This window comes from Providencia sp. M-27 (genome assembly GCF_011077905.1).
GTDB lineage: Bacteria > Pseudomonadota > Gammaproteobacteria > Enterobacterales > Enterobacteriaceae > Providencia > Providencia huaxiensis.
In genome coordinates this window covers 22,592-36,227 of record NZ_JAALBT010000016.1, presented here as the reverse complement: position 1 = coordinate 36,227, position 13,636 = coordinate 22,592, and the positions used below count along the sequence as shown (strand labels likewise).

The 13,636-nt window shown below is 38.3% G+C and carries 11 protein-coding genes; 4 read left to right on the top strand and 7 right to left on the bottom strand.

Annotated elements, in window-relative coordinates; all coding sequences use genetic code 11:
* Nucleotides 1-36 precede the first annotated feature (36 nt).
* Entirely contained in the window at nt 37-1,032 is a 996-nt protein-coding gene (gntR, locus tag G6Q48_RS18125) for a gluconate operon transcriptional repressor GntR (protein WP_102140239.1), read from the top strand.
* 119 nt (nt 1,033-1,151) lie between these two features.
* On the opposite strand, the gene G6Q48_RS18120 is transcribed toward gntR, so the two are convergent.
* Nucleotides 1,152-1,340 carry a hypothetical protein gene (locus G6Q48_RS18120; RefSeq protein ID WP_166267837.1) on the bottom strand — a complete coding sequence of 63 codons (189 nt, stop codon included), beginning with the start codon at nt 1,338-1,340 and terminating at the stop codon, nt 1,152-1,154.
* A 174-nt stretch (nt 1,341-1,514) separates the two neighbouring features.
* On the opposite strand from G6Q48_RS18120, the gene gntK reads away from it, so the two are divergent.
* Both gntK and gntU read left to right on the top strand, forming a co-directional pair.
* Nucleotides 1,515-2,054, top strand: a complete 540-nt coding sequence (gene gntK / locus G6Q48_RS18115) for a gluconokinase (RefSeq protein ID WP_102140240.1) — start codon at nt 1,515-1,517, stop codon at nt 2,052-2,054.
* Nucleotides 2,054-3,409 (top strand): gluconate transporter, encoded by a 1,356-nt coding sequence (gene gntU, locus G6Q48_RS18110; protein WP_166267835.1) that lies wholly within the window; start codon nt 2,054-2,056, stop codon nt 3,407-3,409. The genes gntK and gntU overlap by 1 nt, the downstream gene beginning before the upstream one ends.
* A 53-nt stretch (nt 3,410-3,462) precedes the next feature.
* On the opposite strand, the gene G6Q48_RS18105 is transcribed toward gntU, so the two are convergent.
* From G6Q48_RS18105 to G6Q48_RS18080, 6 genes are all read right to left on the bottom strand, one after another.
* Complete coding sequence (locus G6Q48_RS18105) at nt 3,463-4,794, bottom strand: ATP-binding cassette domain-containing protein (RefSeq protein ID WP_242685834.1); 1,332 nt, start codon at nt 4,792-4,794, stop codon at nt 3,463-3,465.
* 640 nt (nt 4,795-5,434) lie between these two features.
* Nucleotides 5,435-5,887: a hypothetical protein gene (locus G6Q48_RS22930; RefSeq protein WP_166267831.1), complete on the bottom strand. Its 453-nt coding sequence runs from the start codon at nt 5,885-5,887 to the stop codon at nt 5,435-5,437.
* 3 nt (nt 5,888-5,890) lie between these two features.
* Nucleotides 5,891-7,141, bottom strand: coding sequence for an HlyD family efflux transporter periplasmic adaptor subunit (locus G6Q48_RS18095; RefSeq protein ID WP_102139185.1), 1,251 nt, complete (start codon nt 7,139-7,141; stop codon nt 5,891-5,893).
* Entirely contained in the window at nt 7,122-8,348 is a 1,227-nt protein-coding gene (locus G6Q48_RS18090; RefSeq protein WP_102139184.1) for a TolC family protein, read from the bottom strand. The genes G6Q48_RS18095 and G6Q48_RS18090 overlap by 20 nt, the downstream gene beginning before the upstream one ends.
* A gap of 5 nt (nt 8,349-8,353) precedes the next feature.
* Nucleotides 8,354-9,274, bottom strand: coding sequence for a hypothetical protein (locus tag G6Q48_RS18085; protein WP_242685833.1), 921 nt, complete (start codon nt 9,272-9,274; stop codon nt 8,354-8,356).
* Complete coding sequence (locus tag G6Q48_RS18080; protein ID WP_166267829.1) at nt 9,225-9,680, bottom strand: hypothetical protein; 456 nt, start codon at nt 9,678-9,680, stop codon at nt 9,225-9,227. The genes G6Q48_RS18085 and G6Q48_RS18080 overlap by 50 nt, the downstream gene beginning before the upstream one ends.
* Nucleotides 9,681-9,903: 223 nt before the next feature.
* Between G6Q48_RS18080 and G6Q48_RS18075 the strand changes: the two genes are divergently transcribed.
* On the top strand, nt 9,904-13,629 hold the full coding sequence (locus G6Q48_RS18075; RefSeq protein ID WP_166267827.1) for an Ig-like domain-containing protein: 3,726 nt from the start codon (nt 9,904-9,906) through the stop codon (nt 13,627-13,629).
* Nucleotides 13,630-13,636: the final 7 nt, after the last annotated feature.

Here is a 13,636-nt window from a genome sequence, read left to right as displayed (position 1 = left end):
TGTTATCGTTAACGAATTGAATATGACTTTGGACTTATGAAGAAAAGAAGACCTTCTTTGCAGGATGTTGCCGACCAAGTTGGCGTCACGAAAATGACGGTGAGCCGTTTTTTACGAAACCCAGAGCAGGTTTCAGAAGCTCTGCGTGATAAAATTGCTCAGGCGGTGGAGGCTTCCGGGTATATTCCGAATAAAGCTCCCGATATTTTATCGAATGCAACCAGCCATGCCATCGGGGTGTTGCTTCCTTCATTAACTAACCAAGTTTTCGCCGAAGTGATCCGTGGAATTGAAGCCGTGACAGACCGCCATGGCTACCAAACCATGCTCGCTCACTATGGCTATTTGCCCGAAAAAGAAGAGGAGCGGCTGACTTCGCTACTTTCTTATAATATTGATGGTGTGATTTTAGCTGAACGAACCCATACAGAGAGAACGCTGCGTATGCTTAAAACTGCGGGGATCCCTGTGGTTGAAATTATGGATAGCGTTTCTCCTTGCCTAGATATTGCAGTGGGTATTGATAACTTTGAAGCGTCCCGCCAAATGACTCGGGCAATGATTGAGCGCGGCTGCCGTAAGGTTGTGTATTTAGGCGCAAGGCATGATGAGCGTACTTTTATCCGCCTGAAAGGTTATGAGCAGGCCATGCTCGATGCCAATCTTGAACCACGTAATGTGATGACACAGGCTAGCTCATCGTATTCGTTAGGCGCTCAATTGTTGCACGATTGTCGTGATAAGTATCCAGATACTGACGGCTTATTTTGTACCAATGATGACTTAGCAATAGGGGCTATTTTTGAATGCCAACGTTTAGGTATTCAAATTCCACAAGATCTCGCTATTTCAGGTTTCCACGGCCATGATGTAGGGCAAGTGATGACGCCAAAACTGGCGAGTATTTTGACGCCAAGGGACCAAATGGGGCGTAAGGCGGCAGAAGTCTTGTTGGCGAGAATGTCTGGTAAGAAGCTAACGGATACGCATTTTGATGTGGGGTTTTCTGTCCTTACTGGCGAAAGTATCTAATTATTCCTCGTCATCCTTCGCGCTGTCGCGTTGTTGCCTGTACTCGCCAACCCTAGTCACATACTTATGTATGCTCCTAGGGCTTGACTCGCTTGGCGCCTAGCGACAACACGAATTATTTAGAGGAATGTTTTAAGGCGAGCAATAAAGTTTAAATATACTTTTTGTCTTTTTGTCTTTTTGTCTTTTTGTCTTTTTGTCTTTTTGTCTTTTTGTCTTTTTGTCTTTTTGTCTTTTTGTCTTTTTGTCTTTTCGTCTTTTCGTCTTTTGTTTCTATATTGCATTGCGAGTTTTGCTTTGTTCTTCACCTGCCTATTCTGAAGTCAGATTGAGAGTATCATCACAGATCTGTTCTCTTCTTCACCAATTTGATTGCCAAATAAATCCGCACTGATGATAATGTTACCCGTAACTTGTTACCGGTAACAAATGCCGGTTTTTAACTAAAGCCAGGACAATAGTGAATATCTGAGGAGTTTCCTATGAATGATACCCAAAAACAAAACTATACATTTGTACTAATGGGGGTATCGGGTAGTGGTAAGTCTGCTGTTGCTACCGGTGTTGCACAGCAACTACAAGCTGCCTTCCTTGATGGTGACTTTCTTCACCCTAAATCAAATATTTTAAAAATGGCATCGGGTCACGCATTAAATGATGACGACCGTAAACCTTGGTTAGTCGCATTAAATAATGCCATTTTTGCAATGCAAAGAACCAATAAGGTATCGCTGGTGGTTAGCTCCGCACTGAAAAAAAGCTATCGCGATATCTTAAGAGAGGGGAACCATAACCTCTATTTTATTTACCTAAAAGGTGATGCGGTTGTTATTGAAGAGAGATTGAAAGCACGTAAAGGGCATTTCTTTAAGCCTGAAATGCTGAAATCGCAATTTGATGCTTTACAAGAACCTGGTGCGGATGAACCTGATGTGCAGGTTGTTGATATTCGACCATCCTTAGAGAACGTGATTGAAAATACGTGTTCTACTATTCGTAAGATTGTCGCTGGAGATAACTAATGAATACCCCAGAAACATTAAGCACGTTAACGCTCGTGCTAACGGCGGTTGGCTCTGTCGTTTTACTGCTCTTTTTAGTGATGTATGCTCGTTTACACGCATTTGTCGCGCTAATGATCGTTTCTATTGGTGCGGGTTTATTCTCCGGCATGCCAGTACAACAGATCACTGAAACCATGCAAAAAGGTATGGCGGGAACCTTAGGTTTCCTTGCTATTGTGGTGGCGCTTGGGGCAATGTTCGGTAAAATTTTACATGAAACAGGTGCGTTAGACCAAATAGCGAATAAGCTACTTAATCTGTTCGGTGAAAAGAATGCTCACTATGCAGTGGGTGTCGCAGGGTTGATTTGTGCGCTACCGCTTTTCTTTGATGTGGCTATTGTCTTGTTAATTGGCGTGGTGTTTGCAGTTGTAAACCGTACTGGCCATAACGTTGTCCGCCTTGCTATCCCATTATTTGCAGGGGTTGCAGCGGCTGCTGCATTCTTATTACCGGGACCAACACCGATGTTGGTTGCGTCACAAATGGGCGCAGATTATGGCTGGATGATTTTAATTGGCCTGTGTGCTGCTATCCCTGGCATGATTTTAGCTGGGCCTTTATTTGGTAAATTTATCAGTAATTATGTTCATATTGATATCCCTGCGGATTATCAAGCGCCAAATACAGAACATGGCAAAATGCCAAGCTTTGGATTTAGCTTGTGTTTAGTGCTTTTCCCATTGGTATTAGTGGGTTTAAAAACAATCGGGACTCATTTAGTTGAAAAAGGAACCACTCTTGAGCATTGGTTAGAGTTTATTGGTCACCCTTTCACTGCCTTATTGTTAGCGTGTTTACTGGCGATTTATGGCCTAGGCTTCCGTTATGGTATGGATAAAGAAAAAGTCATGGCGATTTGTTCTGCTGCGATCCAACCTGCTGGGATCATTCTACTTGTGACCGGTGCTGGTGGCGTATTCAAACAAATTTTGGTGGACTCAGGTGTCGGTCCCGCGCTAGGTGACTCTTTAATTGGTGCAGGTTTACCTATTGCGGTTGCTTGTTTTGTATTAGCGGGGGCGGTACGTGTTATTCAAGGGTCAGCAACCGTTGCATGTTTAACTGCTGTAGGTTTAGTGTTACCTGTTATCAGTGAGTTAGGCTACTCAGGCGCACAGCTGGCAGCATTAGCCGTTTGCATCTCTGGTGGGTCATTAATCTTAAGCCATGTGAATGACTCTGGCTTCTGGCTATATGGGAAATTTACTGGTGCAACTGAAGCACAAACGCTAAAAACGTGGACGGTAATGGAAACTATCCTTGGTACGACAGGGGCAATTGTCGGCATGGTGTTCTTTATGTTCTTGTAATGTGCTTCATAAAAAGGTAATCAAAGCGCCCACAATCAAGTGGGCGTTTTTGTTTAGCTTAAGCTAATTTTAGGAATGATAATTTCATTGTGGGGTTGTGGGGCGTTAATGTGTTTAACATGGCCCGGTGATAGCGCAATATGCTTCGTAAAAAATGAGGTCAGCCCTAAGTCGTGAGTAGAAAAGAAAATAATTGATTTATCTAATTCAAACTCTTGTTTTATTAATTGTAAAAATGAGAGCGCATCAGAGGTCGCCATAAATGATGTTGATTCGTCTAAGAATATCATTTCAGGTTGTTTTATCAGTGCAAGAACGAGCTGTAACTTTTGTTTTTCCCCTGTAGAGGCAGCGATGTCGGTGACGAGTGTGTCGTCTAAGGTTTCTTTGCTAATCAGTAAGGTTGGGCAACATAATTTGGTCAGGCGAACAATCGTATTGTTATCGAAAACACCGTAGAAATTAAAATTGTCACGTATGCTGCCATGAATAAATGTTGAAATACCATTATGGTAGGCAATTTTTTCCGTTAAAAAGGATTGGGAAATTTCATCAATACCAATACTATTGATTGCAATATCCCCTGAAGAGTATTCCGAAGTCCCACATAATGCTTTCATTAAAGATGTCTTTCCTACCCCTGAAATACCAGTAATACCGATAACATCACCGGGTTTGGCTTCAATATTGAGCTGGTTAATAATGGTTTTACCATTAATATTAACGCTAAGATTTTTTGCACTAAAATGCTTTATCGAATCTGTTGCTATGCCATCTACTTTGAAATGGATAAGTGGATTGTTTTTTAGCTGATCAATACTTGATTTGATATGAAATAGATGTGTTTTCACCATAAATAAGCGATTAATTGCACTTGTAATTGCACCTGAAAGTCGGCCATTAATGATCATTACAGCGATAACGGAGGCCAAACTTAAACTCCCTTCACCAATAGCTAAATAGCTAGCCACGTACATGATAATCATGGATAGAAACGTATTTACTTTGATGATTTCCATCCAATGGTGGTTCGCCTCATTCAGTTTTAATTTTATTTTTTCATCTTCATTGGTTTTTGTACTGATGTACTGCTTAAAGTGGTTATCTCTGGCGAAATACAGCTCATGTTTTTTCTGTTCTAACGAGTAGTACATGGCTGATTTTTCATAGTTTAAGGTATTCGCTCGAAGCATATTTTTATAGGAAAGGAAGCGGACATGTAGACATAAAAAGATAAGCCCAGCGTAATAGCTTAATAGCAATAATGAATAAAAACCTAGCATGCCAAAAATACAAAATGAAAATAAAATGGCTAAACCGATATCATAAATAATTTGTGGTTTGATTTCCCATACCTGTAAAATCGATGCTTCGGCAGTTCTCACTTTAATCGAGGCACTTTTACAACTAGACTGCTTTAATAAATTAACAAAGTAGCGATTAAAAATGCTGATGTTAAGCTTTATTTTTTTTATATTCTGTTCATGAATAATGTGTTTAATAAAGAACTCTAAGCCAATAACAACAATGAAAATAAAACTAATATATAAGATTGAGCTTATGGACTCACTGTAAACTAATCGTGAGTTAAAAAGATTTGAATATAAAGGTAATAACAGTGCAAATACAATTAAAGGTAATGAAAATAAACTGGATTTTGGGGTTAACTTAATTAGTGATGTGTATATACTCTCTTCATTCAATGTGTTTTCACTCGCAGAGAATGAAAATAAATTTTTACTTTCAATTAGTTGGAGCGTTATTGTGGTGTCAGTTGTGAGGTTGGTTAGCTGGCCCTTATGATTTTTAATGATAATGTACTTTCCATTTTCTATTTCCATAATGAAGAGAGCGGGCAGATTTTTTTCACTAAAATCAGAAATGGAAACATATTGATAAGTGAAAAAATCATTATTAATAAATTCATTTATATTATTTAATATATATTTATTATCATACGATAGGGCGGGAGAGATAAATGACTCCCCTAATATCTTAAAATATTGGTTAATGACATCATGGAAACTACTTTCTTTCATTTTCTTCACTCTTCAGGAAGCAAGCGTTAACACCTTGATTATCTTCAATAGGTTTCAATGCTTTAATGTGTACATTAGGCGTGCTTTTCTTAATTAATACGGTGTTATAAATGGTGTAGGTCATTGCCACATCAAAAGAGATGTTATTTCCATAACTGCAATAGATATCAATAGATTTAACCTTTCTATGGTCAATGAATTTGATGGTGTCATGGCTAAATATTAACGACTTCATGATGTTCTTGCCATTGCCATTATTACTATCGGTATTTATAGATGCAGAAGCTTCAGTGTTGCTGTTATCAATTCCTATCAATGCTGCTTTACCTTTATTTTCTTCAGCGGCCATCGTACTTGATAACACATTTGCTAAAAGTACGGCCATAAGTAATGTCATGGTTGCTACAGCAGCAGATAATGCAGAAATAAAACCTAACATAGGTCACCAAACGTTAAATGTAATGTTATCGCTAATTAATGCGGTTAAATAATGAAGCACTGAAATCTCTTTACTCGAGATATAGAGCATCACCGGTAGGCCATCATGCTCTGGAAGGAGCACAGTATTTTGTTCCGGTGTAATTTGTACGGAATAATAGCGCTCTTGGTTGGCTCGTTCCCTATCACTAAAGGAGTCAGCACTGATTTTTGTGACTTTTCCGTTAATGATTTTTTTAAATCCAGGGGAGTTCACCACAATTTTTGCTGGCAACTGTTGCGTTATAAAAGGACGATATTTCGCTAATACTTTACCTTCAATGACCCGTGTATTTTGCTGTTTTTTAATTACCATGACTAAATTTGAGGCTTCAACGTAAGAGCCTTTTTCTAAATCTTTTTCGATACTTAATACAACCCCATCTGCTGGCGATAGTACGCTATTTGCTCTTATTTTATTGCGAAGTAATTCCATCTGGCCGCTGTTTTCTAATTTCTCTTTTTTTAGCCGATTAAGTAGAGTTTCATTTTCTTGGATTTCACCGATAAGCCGTGCAGTATATTTCTTTTCTAGCAGTGAGATTTCTCGCAATAGCCCTTGAGCATTTAATTCACCTGATGTCATCAATGCGGTGGTACGGCTAATTTCAGCATTATTATTGAGTTTTTCAATTTCAGGAGCTCTTGCATTCTTTAATAATAAGTCCTTTTTTTTCAATATGTTAATCTGATTCTCTAATTCACTAGACTCTTTAACTTGTGAGATATATTTATCTCTTAAGTTGCTTATCTCCATGCGTAAGAGAACGTGGCCATAAAGCTCTCTATAAGCACTTAACGTTTGACTCTGTAAGCCCTTTGCAAAGAAAAAATATTCAGATTCTGTACTTATGCTTCCATCAAGGATTTTATTTAATAGCTTTTTATTTTCTTCTAATTCATCAATGCGTTCATTAGCAAAAGTAACGAGGTTGGTTAAGGTTTTTTCTTGATGAAACGCATCTAGATTCGTATAGGAAAATAAAATCTGATCTTTCTCTACCTTATCGCCGGTTTTAATCGCGAATTGATTAATAAATCCAGATGCAGGACTTACTATTTCTAGCCGATTGGAGACCCCTGAGATGATACCCTCTCCAGGAGAGGATATTTCTATTTCAGCTAATAAAATATATCCGATGAACAATGATGTGATACCTAGGAATATTTTTAACTTTTTAGGGATTTGGTTCAGTTTATTTAGATAACGTTTCAATTTCAGCTAACTTCCCTGTTAATTGTATGTATTCCATTTTGTTTTTCATATCAGCAATCATTAGTTCAGCTATGCGCCTTTCCATTGTTAACATATCAAATAATGTGTTAACCATTTCATAGAAAGAAGACTGTGATATTTCATATTCCCTTTGTTGGCTCTTAACTATCGAACGCATGGTCTTACGTTGTGCATGTAACCCTGCAAGTTCAGTCGCATTTGAATTAGCAATTAATTTTAAATTTTTAATTTTAGCGGTTGATTCTTTATATTTATAATCAGCCTTTCCCTTTGTTGCTTCATACAGTTTTAGCTGAGATTTTTCATTCAGTATTTTATCAAGGTCAAAGATATTTAGTTTTACCTCCATTCCCATGTAAGACTCGTTACGACTTCGAACTTGGTCAACAAATCGTTCTTCGGCGATAACATTAACATTCAAGAATGGGTTTTGTTGATAAGCATTTTCCTTCATTGCATCAGCTTGCATGCGGAGCAAGTTATATTCGCTATTTTGTTGCGCGTTTTCACTATCAATAATAGTTTTTTGCAATTTTTTTAGTAAGTTTTTGGGAACCTGTACGCCTTTAGATGGAAAGGTGATCCCCGATAAAAGCTCAATATTTGACTTATATTGTTCAATTTCTTTTTCTATATTCTGTAGCTCTGTTTCAATCCTCTGCATCAATAAGGACGCTTGTTCAACATCGCTGTATTTCGCTATACCACTTTTATAGCGGTGGGTAATAAGTTTGAAAATATTTTTAGCGTTTTTATTTAAATCATCTGTCGTTTTTGTTAACTCATTGAGATAATAGATGCCAATTAAGTTATTAGTTGTTGAGGTGTAAAGCTCTTCTTTTTCTTTGTTTAGTGAGAGCGTTGATATTTTTAATTTTAAATTTTTTTCGTTAAATTTATGAGTTAGCGTCGTATCATAGACTAATGAACTGGCAGTAATATTACTGCTGGTACTGCCATCATGGCTTTTTATTTTTCCTGATGCTGATATTTTTGGTAGATAATAATAGTTTGTTTGCTTTGCTCTGAGCTTTTCAGCTTCTAATTCTAATGACTTTATTTGAACCGGATTGGAATTTTCTAATACTCGGTTAATAAAGGCTTGGAAATTTTCTACATCTTGGCTAGCCAAGCTATAAGATGGTGATAATAGTGTTAATAAAAAACCAAAGGTGATGAGGCGCACGTTTTTTACTCCATTGATAGTAATGTTAATAATTTTTTTCTGCTCTCAATGGTGTTTTCTTTTAGCCATTGTGTAGTTTGATCTATTTTTAAAATTTCTTCTGATATTTTTTCATTTTCATTTCTTTTATTTATTTTTTCTTCTAATAAGTAGACCGCTAATTTTCTTTTCCAGTCGTCATCAGCTTCTTTTATTGATTGTAAAACTGCTAAGTGATCTTGTGCAGTGGTAGATAAGGCCTGAAGGTATGAAGAAATATCAGTCGCAAGTTCATTGCTTTCAGTCACGGAAACCATTTTTTGCGCTATACTGATATTCACTTCTTGTAATGAATTCAGGGTTTCTTGAATGTGATTAAGTTCTTCTGAGTCGTTTTTAGATAGTTGCTGTTTAGTTTTTTTATTTTCTTTTTGATAAAAGAAGTGAAAGAAATTCAAACTAACTAACAATAAAACTGAAATAGACACTCCCAGAATGGAGGTTAAGAATGCAAAAGACATTGAATTAAGTGCCATTGAAATGGATGAAATCATGGCATTCATTTTTTCTGAGATATCACCTTCTCCCCCAAGCGATGCTGAGATCGCGGTGATCATCCCTGTTAACCCAATAAATGTTCCGATTAACCCTAATGATACAGTGACGGATGCAGATAATTTAGTTTGGTTTGAAAGCAATGTATAGTTGCTTTGTTTGTTTTTATTAAATACTCGGTGAAATAAAAATATAATTAAAGGATAAATATAAATCCCAATCATGGTGTAGCTGATTTCAGGAGCAAGCAATAGACATTGCTGAACCATTTCACGTACCGATTGTAATAAAAAACAAGCGATAAACGTTGCTGCATAAAAAAATAATCCAATATAATACATGTTATTTGTAACCCCAATAAATACATGAGTTCCAACCTGGGCAATGTTCACTTGTCCCTTGTTTTAGAACAATCTCTTTATTAATGCCCATATTCTTAATTAGTGATGCCATATAAAGAAGGTTATAGGTGTTTTTTTCTTTACTGTGGCTGACCTTATCATTAATGTAACCACTGATAATGATTTTATTACTCTCGTTTTTAATGATTTCTTTCTTTATTAAAGAAATTTCATTGTTTGATAAATGAATGCCACCTTTAAAGAAAAGACGTTTATTTGGTATATCCATCTTTATTTTTTCAAAGTTTAACTGGCCATAATTGATATGGGTTTCTGCGGCTTTCATTCCACTAAAAATAAACACCATAGAAACTAAAATAATTATGCATAGTGTTCCACTTAACCCATCAACCATTGGGGCTAGTTCTTCATCAGAGTTATCATCATCTTCTTCCATTATTTTATTCTTTCATTTTAGAAACAACTTTGTTAATTCATTCTTTTATTATAATCGCTATTGAAATGAACTCACTTGAATTTGAGCTCAAAAAAAAAGGTTGTCAGACCACATTATATTAAATGACGTTTTATTTTTAATTAAATGGATATAATTGTTTTTATTGACGGCAGCGCGTGAGTATTAGCTGATAAATCCATTTATTAATATAATGATATAGAATATGACCGATAAAACTATCACCGATAAATTAAAAAGCATAGAAATTCAAAAGTTTAAAGTTCAAGGGTTTGATTTAATTGTAACTAAACCCGATGGTTCTATTGAGAACATTAAAAATGGGTTGTCTGAAGTTATCTTAGGAAACATGACATTATTGACTGAGCAAGGAACGATTATTTCACAAGATGAAATCCTATCATCAATAACCTTAAACGTGGGAGCCGATGCCGTTTATATCAAAGAGCAATTAACGAGTGATATCGTCGAATATACTGATAACCAAGCCTCAAAAAATAATAGTGAGCAAATAGAAGGTGAGGAACAGCAAGATGGTAATCGGCAAGACGATGAGCAAAGTTTCAACAAAAAACTAGCGGAGTTAAATCAAAAAAATCAGCAACTAGAAAAGACGCTTCAGACTTTGTCTTCTGAAAAAGACGAAAAGGAAGCATTACTAAGCTCGTCTTTAACAAAGCTTACAGAAGCGAAAAAACAGCTAAATCAGAAAAATAAATCGGAGAAAGCACCGGTAGAAGATAATGACTTAAGTTTTTCTCCACCACCCGCACCTGTGGCTATGCCAATAAGCGCCTCGTCATCATCTACTCAGTCTGCAAATAAGCCACCCGCAGCTTCCCAAATAGATAAACCGATAACACAGGTTTTTATTCAGGGGAAACTAAGCGAAGAGTCTGACTCAGGGAAAAAGGGCGATAATATTACCCATATTAATACACCGACATTTACTGGGGTTGTTTCTCCTGATAGTCAGGCTTATCTGACGATTAATGATAAAAAATATCCGATCACCGCAGATAAAGACGGGAAGTGGTTATTAAAAATCACAGAACCGCTAGACGATAAAATATATGAATATTCATTAGTGGCTTCCTCCGTTGGCGGTAAGCCAGTGACGGTGAATGGTCAATTTGAAGTGGACACTCAGCTTGATAACCTCTCTGTTAGCCTTGATGGGCATTCGGATATCGAAACATTGGGTGGGAGACAAACGAATAATCAGGTTCCTACTTTTGCTGGGAAAGCCGAAGCCGGTAGTTCAGTCACGCTAACAATTGCAGGACAAATTTTATCGACAGTTGCTGATGATAAAGGCGGGTGGCGAATTACTGTCGAGAAACCATTGGCTGATGGGGTATCTGACTATCAAGTCACTGCAGTGGATGCAGCGGGTAATCAAAAAACCATCACTGAGACCGTGACTATTAAAACCTCCCTGCCCGATGCAAGCGTACTGCTTGATAACTCGGCAGTTTTTTTGACCAATAAAGTGACGCCAACGCTTACTGGGAAAACAGATCCTAATGCCAGTATCGTCGTTAAGGTCGCTGAAAAAGAGTACTTCACCAAAGCTAATGCGCAAGGTGATTGGTCACTCACCATCAATAATAATCTAACGGATGGCTCATATGTATTAAAGGTTAAGGTCACAGACAGTGTAGGGAATCAGGGCATATTTATCCAAAGCCTATTAGTAGACACCACCCCACCCCCTGCACAAGCTAAGCTCAGAGAGAGCTGCGATTCGGGTGTCAAAGGTGACAATATCACCCAACAAGAAGCTGTAATATTGGAAGGCGAAACCAAACCGCAATCGACGGTCGTGGTCCAGTTTGCGGGGCAGGAATATAGCGTTATTGCGGATAAAGACGGGCACTGGCAAGTACCATTACCTGCAGTGAAGCAAGATGGTGTATATGATTTCCACGTGAAAGTGATAGACACCCTCGGAAACATTGGGGCGTCTGAAGGGCAGTTCACCGTAGATACTAAGGTTGATCGCTTATCTGTTTACCTTGAAGCGCAGTCTGATAGTGGCAATATCGGTGATAATATCACCAAAGAGACGCGTCCACACTTTACTGGCAAAGCAGAAGTGGGTAGCCGTATTGAGCTGACGATTGATGGGCAACAGTTAAAAACCTTTGCTGACAGCCATGGGGATTGGGCCGTGGCGGCTCAAAAAGCATTAGCCGACGGTATCTATCATTACGAAGTAGCGGTAATGGATGTGGCAGGCAACACCACTATAGTTACTGAGTCCGTGCAGATCAAAACCACATTGCAGCCGACAATTTTGCAACTTAATAATCAGTCTGATTTTGTCACTAACCAATTGACTCCCACCCTGTCAGGGCAATCTGAGCCCCATGCAAAGATAGAGATTTCTTTGAGCGGACAAAATTACTCAACGGTGGCCGATGAACAGGGTGCTTGGTCATTTATGGCCACCTCATTAGTCACGTCGGGAAGTTACCCACTCAAAGTGTTTGTTACCGATATTGTAGGAAATAGTGAAAAAATCAGCGAGACAGTATGGGTAGATACCACGCCACCTGTTGCGCAAGCGAATTTGACCGAGAGTTGTGATTCAGGTATCAAAGGTGACAATATCACCCAACAAAAAGTCGTAATATTGGAAGGCGAAACCAAACCGCAATCAACGGTCGTGGTCCAGTTTGCGGGGCAGGAGTACAGCGCTACTGCGGATAAAGACGGGTATTGGCAAATACCACTACCCGCAGTGAAGCAAGACGGTGTGTATGATTATCAGGTGAAAGTGACCGATATCATTGGAAATGTCGGGACGTCTAAAGGGCAATTCACTGTAGATAGCCATATTACCCTGACCGCAGGCTTAGATCCTGCAAGCCAAGAGAATTCGAATGCTTTAATAACTTACCTAAAACGCCCTCAAATCAGTGGCACATCGGATCCTGAAAGTAAAATCACTGCGGAATTTAAAGGACAAACTAAAATAGTTTATGCGGATCACCAAGGAAAATGGTCTCTGATTTTTGATGTCGATGCGAATGTCGGTAAGGATAACCACTATAAGGTTGTCGCAGAAGATACCGCGGGTAATCAAAATACCATTAGTCAGAGCTTTACGTACCTGCCCCCATCATTAGAGGGTGGGAATGCGGAGCTTCCGGCGCTTATAGTCACATTAGATGCGGCATGTGATAGTGGAAATAAAGGTGATTATATCACCAATATCAAAGCGCCTAAGTTTACTGGGATTGCGACTCCAGGGGCTAAAATTACACTGGTAATCGGGAATGAAAGTTTTCCTACTGTGGCAGATAAAGTGACAGGAAACTGGGAACTTAACGTTAAAGAACTCGAGGAAGGAAATAGCCAGTACCTTGTGACGGCTGAGCACCCGGCAAATGGACAAACAACGGATGTTTCTGGAAATATATTTATTGATACCACCGCCCCTGTATCCACGATTGAATTAAGTGCAGAAACGGATACAGGAACCAAAGGAAATTTTATTACCGCACATCGCAACCCTGTATTTACGGGAAGAGGGGAGCCGGGGTGTAAAGTTATATTGCAATTAAATAATGAGTTAGTTCCAACGACTGCCGATAATAATGGCAAGTGGAGCTTAAAGCTTTCCAATGAATTACCGAAAAACTTTATTGGTGATTATAAAATTACTGTTACGGATGCGGCAGATAATCAATTTGAAAAAATAGATACACTGATAATTAATTCTAATCCCCCAGAGATAACCGATGCTGCTCTGGCTTCACCTTGGACGAAAGGTAAATTCCATGATGATAAATCGACTAATGACTTAGAGGCAACTTTTACAGGCAAGGTAACCCCTGGTTCAAGTTTACAATTTAAATTTAGATTGAGTAATACAGATGAGCATGCGTTTTCCATTACCGACATTGATAAAGATGGGAATTAGTCTTTTA